Source organism: Streptomyces sp. ICBB 8177 (genome assembly GCF_003144095.1).
Taxonomy (GTDB): domain Bacteria; phylum Actinomycetota; class Actinomycetes; order Streptomycetales; family Streptomycetaceae; genus Streptantibioticus_D.
Window position 1 is genome coordinate 896,861 of the sequence record NZ_NSKH01000023.1, and the last position, 18,933, is coordinate 915,793.

Here is an 18,933-nt window from a genome sequence, read left to right on the forward strand (position 1 = left end):
GGCCATGAATCCAGGGCATACCCGTACAATCACGCCGAAAAGCCACCGGTGCCGAGCGGAGACGACCAGCAGATGACCAACGGTGCACAGGGGCGCGGCGGCGCGCAGACGGGACGCGGCGTGGAGACGGCACGGGCGGACGGCGGCCGTGGTTCCGGGGCGCACGATCCGTTCCTGCGGGTCCGGGGCGCGCGGGAGAACAACCTGCGCGGCGTCGACATCGACGTGCCGCGCGACGCGCTGGTCGTCGTCACCGGCGTCTCCGGCTCCGGCAAGTCGTCCCTGGCGTTCGGCACCATCTACGCGGAGGCGCAGCGGCGCTACTTCGAGTCCGTCGCGCCGTACGCCCGGCGGCTGATCCACCAGGTCGGCGCACCCAAGGTCGAGGAGATCACCGGACTGCCCCCGGCCGTGGCCCTGGAGCAGCGGCGCTCCGCGCCCACCTCGCGCTCCTCGGTCGGCACCGTCACCACGCTGTCCAACTCGCTGCGCATGCTCTTCTCCCGCGCCGGGACCTACCCGCCGGGCGCCACCCGCCTGGACTCCGACTCCTTCTCGCCCAACACCGCGGTCGGCGCCTGCCCCGAGTGCCACGGTCTGGGGGTCGTGCACGACGTCACCGAGGCATCCCTCGTCCCCGACCCCGACCTGACGATCCGGCAAGGCGCCATCGCCTCCTGGCCGGGCGCGTGGCAGGGCAAGAACCTGCGCGACATCCTCGACGCCCTCGGCTACGACGTCGACCGTCCCTGGCGCGAACTGCCGCGCCGCGACCGCGAGTGGATCCTGTTCACCGACGAGCAGCCCGTGGTCACCGTCCACCCGGTGCGCGAGGCCCACCGCATCACCCGCCCCTACCAGGGCACTTACACCAGCGCGAAACGCTACGTGCTGAAGACCTTCGCCGACTCCAAGAGCGCCGCGCTGCGGGAGCGGGCCGCCCGCTTCATGACCAGCGGGCCCTGCCCGGCCTGCGGCGGACGCCGACTGGGCCCCGAGGCACTGGCGGTCACCTTCGCCGGGCACGACATCGCGGACCTGACCGCCCTGCCGCTCGACCGGCTCGCCGGCCTGCTGCGACCGGCCGCCGAAGGGCCGGGCGACGGGGTCGCCGAGACCATCACGCGCGACCTGCTCGCCCGCATCGAGGTGCTCGCCGAACTCGGCCTCGGCTACCTCAGCATGGACCGGCCGACCCCCACCCTGTCCGCGGGGGAACTCCAACGGCTGCGCCTGGCAACGCAGTTGCGGTCGGGCCTGTTCGGCGTCGTCTACGTGCTGGACGAGCCGTCGGCGGGACTGCATCCGGCGGACACCGCGTCCCTGCTCGGCGTGCTGGAACGCCTCATCCGGGCGGGCAACTCGCTGCTGGTCGTGGAGCACGACCTCGACGTGATGCGCCGCGCGGACTGGATCGTCGACGTCGGCCCCGGCGCGGGGGAGCAGGGCGGCCGCGTGCTGCACAGCGGGTCGGTCGCCGAACTGGCCCACGTACGGGAGTCGCGAACGCGGCGGTTCCTGTTCGGAGACGGAGACGGAGACGGGGGCGGGGACGCGGACGCGGGAGAGCCGGGCGGGCGTCGTGAGGCGCGGCGGCCGACCGGCTGGCTGGCCCTCGGCGGCATCACCCTGCACAACCTGCGCGACCTCGACGCCCGCTTCCCCCTCGGCGTCTTCACCGCTGTCACCGGCGTCTCGGGATCCGGCAAGTCCACCCTCGTCAGCCGGGTGCTCGCGGACGTGATCGCGGAACACCTCGGCGATCGCGGCGCCCCGGCGTCCGCCGGCGAAGAGGACGGTGATGAGGCAGAGTTGACGTACCGTCACGTCGGGACGGCCGAAGGGCTCGACGCGGTGGGACGGCTGGTCCGGGTCGACCAGAAGCCCATCGGCCGCACCCCGAGGTCCAACCTTGCCACGTACACCGGGCTGTTCGACGCCGTGCGCAAGCTCTACGCGTCCACCGAGGAGGCCAAGGCGCGTGGCTACACCGCGAGCCGCTTCTCGTTCAACGTGCCCGCCGGACGCTGCGAGACCTGCCAGGGCGAGGGCTTCATCGCGGTCGAACTGCTCTTCCTGCCCGGGACGTACGCGCCCTGCCCGACCTGCGGCGGAGCCCGCTACAACCCCGACACGCTGGCCGTCACCCATCGCGGCGCCACCATCGCCGACGTGCTGGGGATGACGGTGGACACGGCGGCGGACTTCCTGGCGGACGTGCCCGCCGCCTCGCGCGGCCTGCGCACGCTGCGCGACGTCGGCCTCGGCTACCTGCGGCTCGGGCAGCCCGCGACCGAGCTGTCGGGCGGTGAGGCGCAGCGCATCAAGCTGGCCACCGAACTCCAGCGCACCCGGCGCGGCCACACCGTCTACCTGCTGGACGAGCCGACGACCGGCCTGCACCCGGCGGACACCGAAGTGCTGATGCGGCAGTTGCACGGCCTGGTCGAGGCGGGCGACTCGGTGATCGTCGTCGAACACGACATGGCGGTGGTCGCGGACGCCGACTGGGTCGTCGACCTCGGCCCCGGCGGCGGCGACGAGGGCGGGCGCGTGGTGGCGCAGGGGACGCCGCGCGAGGTCGCGGACTGCCCGCACAGCCGCACGGCGCCGTACCTGACGGAGCGCCTGCGCGGCGGCACGACGGCATGAGGTCGCGGGTCGCGGGGCCACGGTTCCGCGGGATCACGGGCGCGGAGGAGGCACGGGTTCGCGGGGCCGGGCGGGGCGGGCCCCGGGGCCATCCGGGCGAATGAGCGCGACCGGCCCGCCGGGCCGGGAAGATCCTGCGCCGCGCCGGACTTGTATCCAGGCATGAAGTCGATCGTCTACACCCAGCACGGCGGCCCCGAGGTCCTCTCGCTCGTCGAGCGGCCGCTTCCCGAGCCCGGCCCCGGCGAGGTGCGTGTCAAGGTGCACGTCTCCGGCGTCAATCCGACGGACTGGAAGTCGCGGGCCACGCCCATGCGCCCGCTGCCCGAGGACGGCGGCGGCCAGGTGCCCAACCAGGACGGAGCGGGCGTCGTCGACGCGGTCGGGGAGGGCGTTCCCGCGTCCCGCGTCGGTGAGCGCGTCTGGCTGTACCTCGCCGCGTACGGAAGCGGACACGGCAGCGCGCAGGAGTACACCGTGATCCCGCAGCACCGGGCGGTCCCACTGCCCGAGGGAGCCTCGTTCGACGTGGGCGCGTCCCTGGGGGTGCCCGCGCTGACGGCGCACCGCTGCCTGACCGTCGCCGAGGACGGCCCGCGACGGCTCGCCCCCGGCGCGCTGACCGGGCGCACCGTGCTGGTCGCGGGCGGGGCCGGGGCGGTCGGCAACTGCGCCATTCAGCTCGCGCGTTGGGCCGGCGCCACCGTCGTGACGACCATCAGCAGCGACCGCAAGGCGCGGCTCGCCCGGGCGGCCGGAGCACACCACATCGTCAACTACCGCACCGAGAAGGCGGACGAGGCGATCCGCGAGGCGGCGCCGGACGGCGTGGACATCGTCGTGGAGGTCTCACCGGCGATGAACGCCGGCCTGGACGTCGCGGTGACCGCCAACAACGCGGCGATCGCCTACTACGCCAACAACGGCGGCGACGAGGTCACGATCCCGTTGCGCGAGTCGTTCAGCCGGAACCTGCGCTGGCAGGGCGTGCTGCTCTACAACGTGCCCGACGAGGCGCTGGCGGCGGCCGTCGAGGCGGTCTCGGCCGCGGTCGCGGACGGCGCGCTGCGGGTGGGCGAGGAGGCCGGACTCCCGCTGCACCGCTACCCGTTGGACCGCACCGGCGACGCCCACACCGCCGTCGAGGAGGGCGCGGTCGGCAAGGTGCTCATCGACGTCGCCGGGGCCTGAGGCGCCGACGCCTGACAGGACGGGACGACCGCCCGCCTCCGAGATCCCCGCCCCCGCACGGAACGCGTCCGGGGCGGAACAGACGGAGGCGGGCGGTCGTTGTGCTGGGTGACGGAACGCACCGCGGGGGAGAGGGAGGACGGTCATGCCGGACAGCAAGCGAGGGCACCGCGTCACCGCCGTGCCCGGCTCGCAGCACGTCAGGGTGGAGATAGCGGGCCGCGTGGTCGCCGACAGCCGCCGTCCCGTGGTGGTACACGAGACCGGCCTGCCGGTGCGCTACTACCTGCCGCCGCAGGACGTGGACCTCACGCTCTTCGAGCCCACCGACACGCACACCACCTGCCCGTTCAAGGGCATCGCGTCGTACTGGACCTACCGGGGCGACGGCGACGCCACCCGCAAGCAGGACGTGGTGTGGGCCTACGAGGAGCCGCTGGCCGCGGTGGCCGCGATCAAGGGCCACCTGTCGTTCTACGACACCGTCGCGGACGTCACCGTCGAGGGCCCGGAGCCCGAGGCGCCGCAGGACTGACCGCCCCCGGCCGAGCCGTCGATCCGTGGCGGTCAGGCAGCCGGCTGCTGCTGGCGGGTCACTTCGCGCGCGGACGCCCGGTGCGCTGTCCGGCGCCCTTCGCGTCCGCGTAACAGGCGACCGCCCGGGTCTCGAGCGGGAAGCGCACCGGGGTCGGACCGAAGACCAGGCGCCCGGCGCGTGCCCCAGCCTCCCGGACCGCCTCGACCACGGCGTCGGCGAGAGCGGCGGGGCAGTGCACCACGACCTCGTCGTGCTGGAAGAACACCAGCCGGGCCGGGGACGGCGCGCCCTCCCCGCCGAGCCCGGCCAGGGACAGCCGCAGCGTGGCGAGCAGGGCGAGCGCCCAGTCCGACGCGCTGGCCTGCACGCGGAAGTTGCGGGTGAACCTGCCCCACGCGCGGGCGGCCCGCAGCGCCGGTGAGCCGTCGCCCGCCTCGTCGCCGAACGGGCCCGTCTCGTCCTGGGGACCGCCCGCCGAGGGCCGGGGCGAGGTGCGCCCGAGGCGGGAGCGGACCATGCCGCCCGCCTCGCCGGTGCGCGCCGCCTCCTCCAGCAGTTCCATGGCGTCGGGGAACCGCCTGCGCAGGACCGCCACCAACTGCCCGGCCTCGCCGCTGGTCTGGCCGTACATCGCGGCCAGCAGCCCGATCTTGGCGCGGGCCCGGTCGCCGTCGAACGCGGCGGCGGCGAGCCCCGCGTACAGGTCGCCGCCCGCCGCGGCCCGAGTCATCGCCCGGTCCCGCGACATCGCCGCCAGCACCCGCGGCTCCAACTGCCCGGCGTCCGCGACGACCAGCAGGTGGCCGGGGTCGGCCACGACGGCCGAGCGCAGCGGGCGGGGGATCTGCAACGCGCCGCCGCCCCGGGTCGCCCAGCGGCCGGAGACCACCCCACCGGCCACGTACTCCGGGCGGAACCTGCCGTCGCGTACCCACTGTTCGCGCCAGGCCCAGCCGTGTGCCGAGTGGATGCGGGAGAGTTCCTTGTAGCGCAGCAGCAGCGCGGCGGCCGGATGCGTCACCTCGCGCAGCACGTACGACCTGGTGGAGGCCAGCGGTACGCCGATCCTGGCGAACGCCGACATCACCTGCGCGGGCGAGTCCGGGTTGACCGGCCGGCCGAGCGCGTCGGAGAACTCGGCCGCCAGCCGGCCCAGCACCTCGGGCCTGGCGCCCCCCGCGGGCCGCGGCCCGAGCAGCGACGACAGCAACGCGTCGTGGACGCTCGCGCTCCACGGCAGCCCGTCGAGGCGCATCTCCACGGCCGCAAGCACCCCCGCGGACTCCGCCGCGCACAGCAGCCGCATCGCCTCCGGGTTCTCCAACTCGGCGGTCCTGCGCAGTTGGTCCGCGTGCACGTCGACGACGGCCGTCAGGTGGTCGGCCCCGGGCGGCAGGCGGTGCCGGTCGGCGGCGAACAGCGAGGGCTGGCCGTCCGCGGCCCCTTCTCCTGCGTCATCGGGAACGGGCAGGCCGCGCAGCCTGGCCCACGCGGCGCCCAGCGACCGCGGATGGTGGTGGCGGCCCGCGTGGCCGAGCAGCAGCGCCTCGGTGAGCTTCAGGTCGTGGCAGCGGCCGAGCCGTACGGCCACGCGGTCCAGCAGGCGGGGGTAGAGGCCGTCGGTGGCCGCCCAGATCCAGCGGGGGTGGCGGCGCGCTTCGAGATCGGCGACCGCGCGGGCGAGATCGGTGACCGTCTCCACCGGCCCGGCGGGCGTCCCGTCGTCGGCGACGGCCAGCAACCGGCCGCCCGGGCCCACCTCGTCGGGGGCCACGGCGAAGCGGTCGGCGGCGGCGGTCACCGGCCGAGTTTATCCGAACGGCCGTACGAATGCCGGGAGTGGGGCAGGCGCGTCAGGGTGACGAGAGAGAGGGGGCCGGGCGCTTCAGAAGCCGGGGGTCCAGCTGATGCTGTGGTGCGTGGCGATCAGCGTGGCGAGGATCGCGACGTCCGCGACGCCGAGCGTGATGCCGAGCAGCGCGCGTCCGCGGCGGCGGGTGGCGCGGGTCAGCGAGACGCAGCCGAGGATGATGGCGAGCGGTCCGAAGACCGCGTTGAGCACGAAGGTGCCGAGCAGACCGATGATGAACGACGCCACGGCGGTGCCGTCGGCGTCCGAACGCGTCGCGGCCGGGGTGTGGGCAGGAGCGACGGTGTTCATGGGATCAGCTTCCTAGGTCGGAGTGGGTGAGGGGCGGGCGCGTCACTGGTCGCGGGTGCGGGTCCGGGAGACGTACTCGCGCAGGCAGAACGCCAGCAGCCAGCCGCCGATGAGCGCACCGGCGATGACGAACACCGGCGCGGGCGCGTACGCCGCGGCACCGAACAGCGTTCCCAGGACGATGACGATGAGGGCGAGAGCCATGATCGGCCTTTCCTGTGGACGGTGTGGGTCCACGATGTGTCGTCGCGGTAAAGTCAGTGAACAGTTGGGATGACACTTGTTCACTGACACTCCTACCTTACCCCGCCCGCCCCCTCGCCAAAGTCGGCGAACGACTGTTTACTGGATGACGTGAGTCACATCCTTGGGGCCCGCCAGGCCCAGAAGCTCCGCACGCGTCAGGCACTGCTCGACGCGGGGCTGCGTCTGCTCGAACACCAGAGCCTCAGCAGCCTCGGCCTGCGCGAGATCACCCGCGAGGTCGGCGTCGCCCCCGCGGGCTTCTACCGGCACTTCCGCGACATGAGCGACCTGGGCGTCGCCCTGGTCGAGGAGTCGTTCGGCTCACTGCGCGCCATGGTCCGCGTCATCCGCGACGGCCGCGCCAGGTCCGACGAGGTCATAGACAGCACGGTCGACGTCATCGCCGCCTACGTACGCGACCACCGCGCGCACTTCCGCTTCATCGCCCGCGAGCGCAACGGGGGAGTGCGCGAGGTGCGCGACGCCATCGCCGGTGAACTCGCCCTGTTCGCGGAGGAGTTGGCGAGCGATCTGGCCGAGCAACCGGAGTCGGCCGGGTGGAGCCCCGAGGATGTCAGGATGCTGGCCGACCTGTATGTCGACCACATGGTGATGACGGCGACCGCCTTCCTCGACGTACCCGCCGCGCCCTCCCCGGAGGCCACCGCCGCGGAGCAGGCCATCGCGCGCAGGGCGCGCCGCCAGATGCGCCTGATCCACCTGGGCCGCAGCCACTGGCTCGACGATGGCCCGGGCGGGGCGGACTGAGGGGCGGTCCGCCGTAGAGCCCGCGCATCCGGCGCAGCCGCGCGCCCCTTATCGGGCGCATATCGACCCGCACCACGCGTGTCCCGCCCGCGCCCGGGCACCAGCCAAGGAAGAAAGGTACCGAGGCCGGAAGGCGACCTGCCGGCCCGGGAGCGTGGGAGGTGGGCGATGGCGACGCCAGGCGACGTGCGCGGCGGGCACGACGACGACCGGCGCGGCAGGGGAACGGGACGTGCGGGCGCGGGAGGCGGTGGCGCCGCGAGCGGTCCGGCCGTCAGGACCTCGGTCCCGGCCCGGCTCGACCGGCTCCCGTGGTCGCGCTGGCACTGGATGATCGTCATCGGCCTCGGCACGGTGTGGATCCTCGACGGCCTCGAAGTCACCGTCGTCGGCAACATCGCCTCCCGCCTGTCCCAGCCCGGCAGCGGCCTGCACGTCTCCAGCGCCCAGGTCACCGGGCTCGCCGCCGCGCTCTACGTGGCCGGCGCCTGCGTGGGGGCGCTCTTCTTCGGCTGGCTCACCGACCGGCGCGGACGCAAGAAGCTCTTCCTGATCACCCTCGCCGTCTACCTCGCCGCGACCGCGCTGACCGCGCTGTCGACCCAGCCGTGGTGGTTCTTCACCTTCCGGTTCCTCACCGGTTTCGGCATCGGCGGAGAGTACGCGGCGATCAACTCCGCCATCGACGAGCTGATCCCGTCCAGGCACCGCGGCCGGGTGGACCTCATCATCAACGGCAGCTTCTGGGTGGGCGCCGTCGGCGGCTCGCTGCTGTCCATCCTCATGCTCAACACGAACTACTTCCCGGCCAACGTCGGCTGGCGGCTCACCTTCGCGCTAGGCGTGGTCCTCGGCCTGGTCATCCTGCTGGTGCGGCGCAACGTGCCGGAGTCGCCGCGCTGGATGTTCATCCACGGCCGCGGCGACGAGGCCGAGCGACTGGTGTCCTCCATCGAGGAACGCATCAGCGAGGAGACCGGCCGCCAACTGGAGCCGGTGGACCGCGAGATCACCATCCACCAGCGCGAGAGCGTCGGCTTCGGCGAGATCGCGCGCACCGTCTTCCGCGACTACCCCCGCCGCGCCGTGCTCGGCCTGGCCCTCTTCATCGGCCAGGCGTTCCTCTACAACGCGATCACCTTCGGCTTCGGCTCGATCCTCAACAAGTTCTACGGCACGCCTTCCGACCACACCGGCTACTACTTCGCCGTGATCGCGGTCGGCAACTTCCTGGGGCCGCTGCTGCTCGGCGGCCTCTTCGACACCGTGGGCCGCCGGCCGATGATCGCGGGGACCTACATCGGCAGCGGTGTGCTGCTGTTCGTCACCGCGTGGCTCTTCGGCGGCGGACACCTCAACGCCGCGACACTGACGGGGTGTTGGTGCGCCGTACTGTTCTTCGCGTCGGCCGGCGCGAGCAGCGCGTACCTGACGGTCAGTGAGATCTTCCCCATGGAGACCCGGGCCATGGCGATCGCCTTCTTCTACGCGGTCGGCACCGCCGCGGGCGGCATCAGCGGCCCCCTGCTCTTCTCCGACCTGACCAGCACCGGAGTGGTCTCCGACACGGTGAACGCGTTCCGCATCGGCGCGGCGCTGATGACGCTCGCCGGGGTCGTCGCGGCGTTCCTGGCGGTGAAGGCGGAACGCCGCTCCCTGGAGGACATCGCGACCCCGCTGTCGGCCGTGGGGCACGCCACGACCCGAGCCTGACACGGCCGCGCCTGACGGCTCCTCACAGGCCCGACCCGACCAGCACCTTGGTGAAGTCCCAGTCCCGCTGGGCGACCCCGGAGCACGTGTCGTCCGTACGGTAGGCGCCCGGGCACGGGCGGTCGCGGTTGACCGACCAGAACGTCAGCCGGGCCAGCCGGTGCCGTGCCGCGTACGCCGCGACGGTGCGGAAGTCCGCCTGGGTGATCGCCTCGCCGTCGCCGGTGACGCCGTTCTCCGAGGAGATGCCCATGTGGTGGTACGCGTCGGCCGCGTCGTAGCCGTAGGCGGAGCGCAGGACGCGGGCCAGCCCCTCGGCCGCCCGGACCGTCGCGGCCCCCATGTCGTGCTCCGCGCCGCCGAAGTCGAACGGCATGATCGACCAGCCGTCCGGCCGCAGCCCCGAGGCCGCCGCCCGGTCGACCAGGGTCGCGTCGGGACCGTCGCCCCCGCTGGGGAAGGTCACGTACTCCACGAGCCCCGGGTCCGCCGCCTTGACCGACTTGAGGGCCTCCACCACCTTGCGCCGCACCCCGGCGTCCGCGTAGGGGGCGCCCTCGATGTCGACGTCGATCGCCCGCAGCCCGTAGGCGTCGATGACCCGGCGGTACGCGGCGGCCAGCGCGGCGGCGTCCGGGCACTCGGTCTCCAGGTACGGCCCGCGCCCGCCGCCGAACGACGCGATGACGTCACCGCCCGCCGCCCGTACGGTGTCCACCGTTGCCTGGTCGGCGCCCCCGGTCAGCGGACGGGTGCCGTCCCACCGGGGATCACACCCGCCCCCGTCCAGCACGAACGCCATGCTGAACCACCGCACCCCGGTCGCCCGCATCACGGCCACCGGATCCGGCGGGTCGCCCCAGCCGTTGTAGAAGTACGGAGCCACGGCCATCCCCGGCGAGCCGGCCACCCCTGCCGCCGCACCCGTGCCGCGGGCGGTCGCCGACGCGGGCGGGACGGCCGTGGCGGCGAGCGCGGCGCAGGCGAGCGCGGAGCCGAGGGCGAGCGCGGCGGGGCGGAGGCGCAAGGGGCTCGCGGCGCGGTGGGAACCGACCGGTGGATCCTGAGAGGGCATCACGTACTCCTCGACGGCACGGAGATGACGTGATCAGGATGCGGGCGCTCGGCGGTCCATCGGTGCATATGCCGCAGATGTGCCGTGTGTGTCGCCCTTCCCGGCGCCGGTGCGCGGGTCCCGCGCCTGGCGGGTCAGCCGGCCGCCGGGGACGGCGATGGGCGGCCAGGGGCAGAGCGGTTGGACGGTGCCGCCGAGCCGTGCGCGTCCCGGGCGGGTCACCGTGGCGAGCGCGTCCAGTCGGGTGTCGTGTGCTACGCGGGCGGCTCGGGCCGCGCCGGCTGCGGACGGGCCGTGGCCAGGGCGTCCAGCGCCAGGGCCAACGCCCCGCGCAGCGCCGAGTCCTGGACGTAGCGGGCCGGGACCAGGTCAGGCGGGAAGGGGACGGACTCCTTCAGGCGGCGCTCCAGCGCGGGGAGCACCCGTTCGGCGGACGCCATCATGCCGCCGCCCACCGCGATGCGGGCAGGGTCGACGGTGATCGCCAAGTTGGCCACGTGGACGGCGAGTTGGTCGAGGGCGTCGGCCACCAACGTCCGCGCCCGCGCGTCCCCCGACGCGAACAGGCTTGCGGCCGTGGCCGGTTCGCCCAGCATCGCCGACCCCCTGCGCGCCAGGCCGATGCCCGAGGCGTACTCCTCCAAGGGCGCACGCCCTGATGCCACGCCGGCCGTCTCGGAGGCGTCGCGCAGCAGGTAGCCGATCTCGCCGGCCGCGCCGTTCGCCCCGTCCAGCACGCGCCCGCCCACGACGAGGGCCGCGCCGATGCCGGTGCCCAGGCTGAGGAAGATCCCGGGATCGGCGTCCCGCAACGCGCCCCACCGCGCCTCCGCCAAACCGCCCGCCTTCACGTCGTTGGCGCAGGCCACCACCTCCAACCCAAGTTCCTCACAGGTGAGTTGACGTAGCCGCAGGTCCTCCCAGCCCGGGACGTTCGGTGCGAACGGGATGCGGTCCTCGTGCACCACGCCCGGACTCACCGCGCCCGCGGCCAGGCATTGGCCGCCCGTCGTCTCCAGTGCCTCGCGCGTCTCGCGGGCGGCACGCAGTGCGCGTTCCACCGCCTGGGCGGCGCCGTCCGCGGCGAGGGTGTCGAGCCGCAGCGACCGCAGCACCCGGCCTGTGCGGTCCGCCGCGGCGATCGCGATCTTCGTCCCGCCGAAGTCGATCCCCAGCACGAAGTCGCGCTCCCCGGCACGCCGCCTTCCCTCGCTCATGCCGTGGGCTCGCCATCGCCGGTGGGTTCGTCGTCGAGGCCCTCGGCCACCTTCAGGAAGTCCTCGCGGATGTCCTTCGGGCCGAACGGCCAGGTGTGTTCGCGTCGCGCCCAGACCAGGAAGGCGATCACGCCTAGCGCCACCCAGCCGAGCGACCACTCGATGGGATGCAGACCGGGGTTGTTCTTGTCGGCGAAGACGTAGACCGTCAGCCAGCCCACCAGCGCGACGACGCTGGGCAGCGGATACAGCCACATCTTGTACGGCCGTGCCAGGTTCGGCTGCCTGCGCCGCAGCACCGTCACCGCGGCGATCTGCGCGAAGGCCTGCACGATCACCATCACCGTCGTCAGCAACGTGATCAGCACGGTCAGCGGCGGGGTCTTCGCCGACGTGCCCACGTGGCGGCTGAAGTAGAACGCCCCAGCGGTGATCACCCCCATCGCCAGCAGACTCAGCGTCGGGAAGCGGTGCTTGGGGTGCAGTCTGCCGAACTGCCGGAAGAAGACCTTGTCGCGCGCCGCGTCGTACGGCACCCGCGAGCCGCCGAGCAGCCCGGCGAACACCGAGGTGAAGGCGGTGACCAGGATGAGCACGGTGATGACGTTGGCGGTGCCCTTGCCCCACGCCCTCTGCAGGACGACCGCCGCCACCGACTGCGAGGCCGGGTTGTTCGGGTCGATCATGTCCTTCCAGCTGACGACGCCCAGCACACCGATCTGCATCAGCAGGTAGATGCCCATCACACCGAAGATCGCGTAGATGATGGAGCGCGGCAGTACCCGGCCGGGGTTCTTGATCTCGGCGCCCATGTACGCGGTGGTGTTGTACCCGAGGTAGTCGTAGATGCCGATGGTCAGCCCGCTGGCGAAGCCCAGCCAGAACTTGGTGGTGCCCAGTGCGAAGGCGTGCGGCGGGTAGCTGAACGCGTCGCTCGCGTGGAAGTGGGTGAACGCCGCGACGATCACCGACGCCACGCTGACGATCATCACGATCCACAGCATCGACGCGAGCTTGCCGATCGACTCGATGCGCCGCCACAGCAGCAGCACCACCGCGACGCACATCGCGAGCCCCACCAGGTCGCCCTGGCCCTTGGTCATCGACGGCCACAGATACGTCAGGTACTGCACGAATCCGGCCACGCCGGTCGACATGATCAACGGGATGAAGAGCATCGCGGTCCAGGTGAACAGGAACGGCATCAGCCGCCCGGTGCGGTACTGGAACGCCTCGCGCAGATAGATGTAGGAGCCTCCGGCGCCCGGCAGCGAGGCGCCGAGCTCCGCCCAGATCAGGCCGTCCGCCAGGGCGAGCACCGCCCCCGCGATCCAGCCGACGACGGCCTGCGGACCGCCGAAGGCCAGCACCATCGCGGGGATGGTGATGAACGGCCCGATGCCCACCATCTGGCTCATGTTGATCGCACTCGCCTGGAACTGGCCGATCCGCCGGACGAAGCCGCCGTCCGTCGTCGCGGGTGCGTGGTGATCGGTGGCCGCCATCGAGCCCACCTCCTGTGGCTGAAAGTAGCCCGTTAAGGAACTATCAAGTTAGTCTCCTTAACAAATAGAGGTCAAGGGGTGGTGGGAAACCCCCGCGGGGTGGCCGGGAACCACACCGGCCGGACCGCGTCCCGGGCCGCCCGTCTCGTAGGCTGACCACTGACAACGGTGAGGCAGCCGTGACCGGCCTCCGGCAGGCTTGAGCAGGGGGAACGATCCTGAACGCGGACACCACCGGCGCGGACACGCCGGATCGCGGCCCGGGCGCGCGGGTCGAGTCACCGGGGACGCGAGCGGAGCCCGGCGCAGGGACCGAGCCGGGCGCACGGCCCTGGAACCGGGGCGTCCTGCGCAGCTTCAACGAACGCGTCCTGCTGGACGCGCTGCGCGCCGCGGGCACCACCTCCCGCGCCGAGCTGGCGCGCACCACGGGCCTGTCCAAGCCCACCGTCTCCGCGGCGCTGGCCAACCTGGAGCGCGCCGGCCTGGTCAGGCAGACCGGGGAGATGACCAGGGGGCTGGGGCGCGGCCGGGCCGCCGTCCTGTACGAGGCCGACCCCGCCGCCGGCCACGTCATCGGCATCGACGTGGGCCGCGGCTGGCTGCGGGCCGCCGCCGCCGATCTCGACGGCTGCGTCGTCGGCCGCCGCGACGCGCCGAACACCGCCCGCACGGCGGGTGCCATGGTCCACGCCGCCGCGGAACTCGCCCGCGCCGTCGCCGCCGAGGCCGGGCTCGACTGGTCGCGGGTCGTGCACACCGTCGTGGGCAGCCCCGGCGTCACCGACCCCGGCTCGCACCGGGTGCGGTACGCGGTCAATCTGCCCGGTTGGGGCCGCAGCGACCTGTTCGACCGGCTCCGCGCCGAACTCGGCACCGGCCTGGACGTCGTCAACGACGCCAACCTCGCGGCGCTCGGCGAGTACGCGGTCGGCGCGGGGCAGGGCTCGCGGCTCTTCGCGTACCTGTGGATCGGCACCGGCCTTGGCGCCGGTCTCGTCGCGGACGGCAAGGTCTTCCGGGGCGGGCACGGGGCGGCCGGTGAGATCGGCTACCTGCCGATGTTCCCGCTGCCGGTCGACGGGGAGCCGCCCGCGCCGGGCTCTGCGCGGGGCGGGCCGCTGGAGGGGGCGGTGTCGGCCGACGCGGTGGTGCGGCTGGCGCACGCGATGGGCATGCGGGCGGACCGGGTCGTGACGGCGAAGGACGTCTTCGCGGCGGCCCGCGCGGGGGACGCGACCGCGGCCCGGGTCGTCGATCACGAGGCGGCCCGGCTGGCGCACGCGGTCGCCGCCCTCGCGGCGGTGGTGGACCCCGAACTCGTGGTCATCGGCGGGGCGGTGGGACGCAACGGGGACCTTTTGCTGGCCCCGATCCGGACCCACCTGCGCGATCTGACGCCCCTGCGGCCCCGGGTCGTGGCCTCCGCGCTCGGGGACGACGCGGTCCTGCTCGGCGCGATCGCCACGGCGGCGGAGACGGCTCGCGACCACGTCTTCGCCACGCGGGAGGGGTGACGGGGCTTTTCGCCGGGGGTCGGGGGCGGGGCGGGGCGGTTCCTCCGTGGACCGTATATTTACGAGCCCCCAACCGGAACGCGTGCGCCCTCTTGCCGGAGACGTCAGGGGGCTCACAAATATGCGACAGCGTCCACGGAGCAACCGCCCCGCCCCACCCCCTCCTGCCGTCCCCCACCTGCACCTGGACCGGAGCCATCGACGTTGCTCCCGGTGGTGCGGTCGCCATGGCCGTCGCCGGTTCCATCGGCCGCGGAGGCGTGAACCGCACCCGCTCAACCAGGAGGGTGCCAGTTGCTCGGGCTTCCGTCCCTTCGGCGATGGCCTGGTCGACGGCGACCGGCATGGTGGCGAACGCGCGCGCATCTGGTCGTGGCAGAGCTGGAGTTGATCGGGCACCTGGCCGCCCGGAGGCATGTGGACGGGTGGACGGATTGAGGCGGGGAAGCCCCCGCCGACGCCCGTGCGGGGGACGGCGGAAGGGGCGGGGTGGGGTAGTTCCTCCGTGGACGCTGTCGCATATTTGTGAGTCCCCCGGCGTCCCCGTGAAGCAGCGCCGTACGTCCAGAGCGGGGGCTCGTAAATATGCGGTCCACGGAGGGACTGCCCCACCCCGCCCCCGACCCCGGAAGGCCTCAGCCGCCGAACCCCTTCATCCCGCGGCCGTGCCGTCGAGATAGCCCCGCGCCTGGAGGGCGAACAGCTGGCTGTACGGCCCGCCCCCCGTCATCAGCTCCTCGTGCCCACCGACCTCCGTCACCCGTCCCCCCTCCAGCACCACGATGACGTCGGCCGTGCGCACGGTCGAGAACCGGTGCGAGACCAGCACGGTCACCGCCCCGCGACCAGCCCCCTCGCGTGCCGCCTGCGCCCACCGCGCGTACAGCGCGCTCTCCGTGGCCGCGTCCAGCGCCGCCGTCGGCTCGTCCAGCACCGTCAGCAACGGCTCCTCGCGCATCAACGCCCGTGCCAGCGCCAGTCGTTGCCACTGCCCGCCGGACAGCTCCGTCCCGTCGGAGAAGTACCGGCCCAGCTGGGTGTCCAGCCCGTTCGGCAGTCGCTCCACCGTGGCGTCCGCGTCCGCCCGCCGCACGGCGGACCGTACCGCCGCGTCGTCCCCGGCACGCGGCAGATCGCCGACGCCCACCGTCTGGCGTGCCGTCAACTGATAGCGGGAGAAGTCCTGGAACGCGGCCGTGGTGCGCTCACGCCAGCGTGCCGGGTCGATGTCGGCCAGGTCGGTGCCGTCCACCGTGATCCGTCCCGCCGTCGGCCGGTACATCCCGGTGAGCAGCTTGACCAGGGTCGTCTTGCCCGCCCCGTTCTCGCCCACCACGGCGACCGTCGCACCGGCGGGCAGCCGCAGGTCGACGTCGCGCAGCACCGGCTCCCGGCCGCCGTGGTAGCCGAACGTCACGCCCTCCAGGCGGATGCCGTCCGCCAGCCGCGCCGGCACCGCGCCGGTGGCAGGCGTGGTGGCCCCCTCCGCCGCCACCTGGTCCTCCAGCGTCAGCAGCCGCCCGGCCGTGCGGAACGCGCTGCCCATCGCGCCGGCGGTGTCGGTCGCCCCGGAGACCTGTCCCTGCGCCCGCCGCAGCAGGCTCACCGCCATCACGACCTGGCCGGGGCTGGTGTGGCCGTGCGCCGCGCGCAGCACCAGCAGCACGATCGCACCGCAGAACCCGGCCGCGTACACCAGCCAGCCGGCCGCCTCCCACGCCGCACTGCGCCGGGCCGCGCTCACCGACCGGGAACGCACCCGCTCGCCGAGCGCCGCGTGCCGCGCCGCCAGGTCACGGGTCACGCCGCAGATGCGCAGCTCCTTGGCGGTCTGAGCGGTGGTGGTGATCCGGAACAGGTCGGCCAGCAGCCGCCGGTCCTGCGCCAGGTCGTCGTCGGCCTGCTTCATCAGGCGGGAGGCGCGCCGGTCGGCCAGCGTGGGGACCACGCCCAGCAACGGCACGATGACGATCGGCGGGTAGACGGTGATCAGCAGCACCAGGATGCCGCCGCCGCGCACCAGCGTCTGGAGGCCTTTGAGGAACTGCCGGGGCGCGCCCGCGATGCTGCGCCGGTTGTCGCGGACCTGGTCGAGGTCGGCGAGCCGGTCCGGGCGCTCCAGCAGTTCGAGCCCGGCGACAGTGGCGGTCAGGCGGCTGAGCCGGGTGTTGATCAGCAGCGCCACCTTGTCGGTGAGCACCGAGTTCTGCATCGCGCCGACGATCCCGCACACCCACGAGACGGTGAACAGCGCGGCCACCAGCGCCGCGCCGACCGCCGCGTGGTGCGCGTCGTGGCGAGCGGCGGAGTCGATGACGACGCGGTAGCCGAGGGTGCCGGTCACAGAGGCGACCGAGCCGACCACGTACAGCAGCGCGGACGCCGTCATCAGCACGGGAGCGGCGCGGAAACCGGACGTGCCCAGCAGGGCGAGCACCCGGAGGTCAGGCAACAGGCCGCGCAGGCGCGAGATGTGATGCCGCATCAGTTTCTTCTCTCGGCGGTCCTGGCCGTGGCGCCGGTGAAGCGGGCCGCCTGGGAGTGGAACAGCTCCGCGTACTGGCCGCCCGCCGCCAGCAGTTCGTCTTGGCTGCCGGTCTCGGTGATCCGGCCGCCGTCCAGGACCGCGATGCGGTCGGCGCGGCGGACGGTGGAGAAGCGGTGCGAGATGATCACGCTGGTGGTGCCCTCGGTGATGGCGAGGAAGCGGTCGTAGAACGCGGCCTCCGCGCGCACGTCCAGTTGCGCGGTCGGCTCGTCGAGGACCAGCACCCGGGCACCGCGTTCCACCGCGTACAGCGCGCGGGCGAGCGCGAGCCGTTGCCACTGGCCACCGGACAGGTCGGTCCCGCCGGTGTAGTGCGGGGACAGCACGGTGTCCCAGCCGCGCGGGAGTCCGGCGATCAGTTCGGCGGCCCCGGCTCGTTCGGCGGCGCGGGCCAGTGCCCCGGGGTCGGGCGGATCGCCGCGAAGCGAGAGTGAGACGTTCTCCGCGACGGTGAGCGGGTAGCGGGTGAAGTCCTGGAAGACGACGGCCAGTTGGTGCTGCCAGGAACGCGCGTCGAGGCCGGTCAGATCGGTGCCGTCGACGGTGATGCGGCCACCGGTCGGCTCGCGCAGCCGGGCCAGCAGGGCGACCAGGGTGGTCTTGCCCGCCCCGTTCACCCCGACCAGGGCGAGGGAGCGGCCGGCGGGCAGCTCCAGGTCGAGGTCGTGCAGGACGTCGTGCTCGGCGCCGGGGTAGCGGAACGCCAGCCCTTCGAGCCGGATCGCCTCCCGGGGCAGGCCATCGGCGTCCCGCAGATCCTGATCTCCCGTCGCATCCGTTTCCGCGGAACCGAGATCGGCTTCCAGGCGGTCCAGGTCGGGCAGCGCCGACAGCATCCCCTCCAGGCTGAAGTCGGTCGCCGTCACACTGCCGACCGGCATGGTGGCCAGCAGCATCGGCAGCATCGTCGCCAGCGTGCGCAACGGCACCTCGTGGTGGTAGGCGTCCCAGGCCAGGGTGCCCGCGCCCAGCCCGTAGGCGGCCAGCACCAGCAGCGCGCACAGCGCCACGCGCAGGTTGAGCCGGGCCACCGAACGCCACGAGGGCCGCATCGCCTCGGTGTAGAGCCGGGACGCCTCGGACACCACCCACTCGCCGAGCCCGAAGACCCGTACCTCCTTGGCCCACTGCGGCCGCCAGGCCAGGCCCAGGAAGTACCAGCAGCGGCGCAGCGGCCGGCTGGCCCGACGGTAGGTGCCGACCCGCGAGCGCACCAGGGCGCGCAGCGGCTGCCGCACGACCAGCCACGCGGCCAGCAGCGCCAGGCCCAGCCACCAGCGGTACGTGCTCAGCACCCCGCACGCGACCAGCCCGCCCAGCCTGCTCCCCATCTGCTGGAGCAGCGTGATCGGCGCGTCCGCCGGTTGCTGGCCCACCACCTCGCCCTGCGCCGACGCCAGCCGGTCCAGCACCTCGGGGTCCTCCAGGTGCGCGATCCCGGCCGGTGCGGAGACCGCCCGCACCAGGCGCTCCTGCAACGCGGCGGTGAGCCGGGCCCGGGCGGCGGCGCTCACCACGTCCTGTGCCGGGCCGCGCAGCATGGACAGCGCGAAGCAGCAGGCCGCCAGCGTCAGCGACCACAGCAGCGCGTGCCCGGCGGGGGAGGCCACGCCGTGCGTCACGGCGGCCGGGATGCGGCCGGTCGCCCAGCCCATCGCCACCAGGGTGAGACTGGGCAGCACGGCGTCGGCGGCCAGCAGCGCGAGGGCGGCGAGCGACAGCGTGCGGGACGCCGACCACAGCATCCGCCAGGCCGCCCATCGGGTGCGGTACGCGGGCGGATCGGGCATGGCTCTCCCCCG

Annotated in this window: 14 protein-coding genes; 6 read left to right on the forward strand and 8 right to left on the reverse strand. The window is 73.5% G+C overall.

What is annotated here, in order from left to right:
* Window positions 1-72 precede the first annotated feature (72 nt).
* The 3 genes from CK485_RS24345 (at window position 73) to CK485_RS24355 (ending at window position 4,378) form a co-directional block, all read left to right on the forward strand.
* Window positions 73-2,652 (forward strand): excinuclease ABC subunit UvrA, encoded by a 2,580-nt coding sequence (locus tag CK485_RS24345; RefSeq protein WP_158288239.1) that lies wholly within the window; start codon window positions 73-75, stop codon window positions 2,650-2,652.
* 162 nt (window positions 2,653-2,814) lie between these two features.
* Window positions 2,815-3,843 (forward strand): NADPH:quinone reductase, encoded by a 1,029-nt coding sequence (locus CK485_RS24350; protein ID WP_109453974.1) that lies wholly within the window; start codon window positions 2,815-2,817, stop codon window positions 3,841-3,843.
* Window positions 3,844-3,988: 145 nt separating this feature from the next.
* Window positions 3,989-4,378, forward strand: a complete 390-nt coding sequence (locus CK485_RS24355) for a DUF427 domain-containing protein (protein WP_109453975.1) — start codon at window positions 3,989-3,991, stop codon at window positions 4,376-4,378.
* A 58-nt stretch (window positions 4,379-4,436) separates the two neighbouring features.
* Here CK485_RS24355 and CK485_RS24360 read toward each other — a convergent pair whose 3' ends face one another.
* The 3 genes from CK485_RS24360 to CK485_RS29165 all read right to left on the reverse strand — a co-directional run bounded on the left by CK485_RS24360 (window position 4,437) and on the right by CK485_RS29165 (window position 6,746).
* The gene (locus CK485_RS24360) at window positions 4,437-6,182 is read right to left on the reverse strand and encodes a bifunctional 3'-5' exonuclease/DNA polymerase (protein WP_241968564.1); all 1,746 of its coding nucleotides are present in this window, start codon (window positions 6,180-6,182) and stop codon (window positions 4,437-4,439) included.
* An 84-nt stretch (window positions 6,183-6,266) separates the two neighbouring features.
* Window positions 6,267-6,542 (reverse strand): DUF4190 domain-containing protein, encoded by a 276-nt coding sequence (locus CK485_RS24365; RefSeq protein ID WP_109453976.1) that lies wholly within the window; start codon window positions 6,540-6,542, stop codon window positions 6,267-6,269.
* Window positions 6,543-6,584: 42 nt separating this feature from the next.
* Window positions 6,585-6,746 (reverse strand): hypothetical protein, encoded by a 162-nt coding sequence (locus CK485_RS29165; RefSeq protein ID WP_199239493.1) that lies wholly within the window; start codon window positions 6,744-6,746, stop codon window positions 6,585-6,587.
* A gap of 150 nt (window positions 6,747-6,896) precedes the next feature.
* Here CK485_RS29165 and CK485_RS24370 point away from each other — a divergent pair, with 150 nt between their 5' ends.
* Both CK485_RS24370 and CK485_RS24375 read left to right on the forward strand, forming a co-directional pair.
* Entirely contained in the window at window positions 6,897-7,556 is a 660-nt protein-coding gene (locus CK485_RS24370; protein ID WP_109453977.1) for a TetR family transcriptional regulator, read from the forward strand.
* A 168-nt stretch (window positions 7,557-7,724) separates the two neighbouring features.
* Window positions 7,725-9,269 (forward strand): MFS transporter, encoded by a 1,545-nt coding sequence (locus CK485_RS24375; RefSeq protein ID WP_109453978.1) that lies wholly within the window; start codon window positions 7,725-7,727, stop codon window positions 9,267-9,269.
* A 22-nt stretch (window positions 9,270-9,291) separates the two neighbouring features.
* Here the strand turns inward: CK485_RS24375 and CK485_RS24380 are convergent, their stop codons facing one another.
* The 3 genes from CK485_RS24380 to CK485_RS24390 all read right to left on the reverse strand — a co-directional run bounded on the left by CK485_RS24380 (window position 9,292) and on the right by CK485_RS24390 (window position 13,066).
* On the reverse strand, window positions 9,292-10,344 hold the full coding sequence (locus tag CK485_RS24380) for a chitinase (protein ID WP_342673500.1): 1,053 nt from the start codon (window positions 10,342-10,344) through the stop codon (window positions 9,292-9,294).
* 254 nt (window positions 10,345-10,598) lie between these two features.
* A complete protein-coding gene (locus CK485_RS24385) occupies window positions 10,599-11,561 on the reverse strand; it encodes an ROK family protein (protein ID WP_109453979.1) in 963 nt (320 codons plus the stop codon).
* Window positions 11,558-13,066, reverse strand: a complete 1,509-nt coding sequence (locus CK485_RS24390; protein ID WP_109453980.1) for an APC family permease — start codon at window positions 13,064-13,066, stop codon at window positions 11,558-11,560. Before CK485_RS24390 ends, CK485_RS24385 begins: the two co-directional genes overlap by 4 nt.
* 347 nt (window positions 13,067-13,413) lie before the next feature.
* Here CK485_RS24390 and CK485_RS24395 point away from each other — a divergent pair, with 347 nt between their 5' ends.
* Window positions 13,414-14,583, forward strand: a complete 1,170-nt coding sequence (locus CK485_RS24395; RefSeq protein WP_241968609.1) for an ROK family transcriptional regulator — start codon at window positions 13,414-13,416, stop codon at window positions 14,581-14,583.
* 652 nt (window positions 14,584-15,235) lie between these two features.
* Here CK485_RS24395 and CK485_RS24400 read toward each other — a convergent pair.
* Both CK485_RS24400 and CK485_RS24405 read right to left on the reverse strand, forming a co-directional pair.
* Window positions 15,236-17,068, reverse strand: a complete 1,833-nt coding sequence (locus CK485_RS24400; RefSeq protein WP_109453982.1) for an ABC transporter ATP-binding protein — start codon at window positions 17,066-17,068, stop codon at window positions 15,236-15,238.
* Window positions 17,068-18,921, reverse strand: a complete 1,854-nt coding sequence (locus tag CK485_RS24405; protein ID WP_109453983.1) for an ATP-binding cassette domain-containing protein — start codon at window positions 18,919-18,921, stop codon at window positions 17,068-17,070. Before CK485_RS24405 ends, CK485_RS24400 begins: the two co-directional genes overlap by 1 nt.
* Window positions 18,922-18,933 lie beyond the last annotated feature (12 nt).

What these genes read in the sequence shown, in the direction of transcription:
- CK485_RS24380 (WP_342673500.1), bottom strand. Translation starts at nt 10,344, where the DNA reads ATGCCCTCTCAGGATCCACCGGTCGGTTCCCACCGCGCCGCGAGCCCC.
- CK485_RS24400 (WP_109453982.1), bottom strand. Translation starts at nt 17,068, where the DNA reads ATGCGGCATCACATCTCGCGCCTGCGCGGCCTGTTGCCTGACCTCCGG.
- CK485_RS24375 (WP_109453978.1), top strand. Translation starts at nt 7,725, where the DNA reads ATGGCGACGCCAGGCGACGTGCGCGGCGGGCACGACGACGACCGGCGC.
- CK485_RS29165 (WP_199239493.1), bottom strand. Translation starts at nt 6,746, where the DNA reads ATGGCTCTCGCCCTCATCGTCATCGTCCTGGGAACGCTGTTCGGTGCC.
- CK485_RS24405 (WP_109453983.1), bottom strand. Translation starts at nt 18,921, where the DNA reads ATGCCCGATCCGCCCGCGTACCGCACCCGATGGGCGGCCTGGCGGATG.
- CK485_RS24350 (WP_109453974.1), top strand. Translation starts at nt 2,815, where the DNA reads ATGAAGTCGATCGTCTACACCCAGCACGGCGGCCCCGAGGTCCTCTCG.
- CK485_RS24355 (WP_109453975.1), top strand. Translation starts at nt 3,989, where the DNA reads ATGCCGGACAGCAAGCGAGGGCACCGCGTCACCGCCGTGCCCGGCTCG.
- CK485_RS24345 (WP_158288239.1), top strand. Translation starts at nt 73, where the DNA reads ATGACCAACGGTGCACAGGGGCGCGGCGGCGCGCAGACGGGACGCGGC.
- CK485_RS24385 (WP_109453979.1), bottom strand. Translation starts at nt 11,561, where the DNA reads ATGAGCGAGGGAAGGCGGCGTGCCGGGGAGCGCGACTTCGTGCTGGGG.
- CK485_RS24365 (WP_109453976.1), bottom strand. Translation starts at nt 6,542, where the DNA reads ATGAACACCGTCGCTCCTGCCCACACCCCGGCCGCGACGCGTTCGGAC.
- CK485_RS24390 (WP_109453980.1), bottom strand. Translation starts at nt 13,066, where the DNA reads ATGGCGGCCACCGATCACCACGCACCCGCGACGACGGACGGCGGCTTC.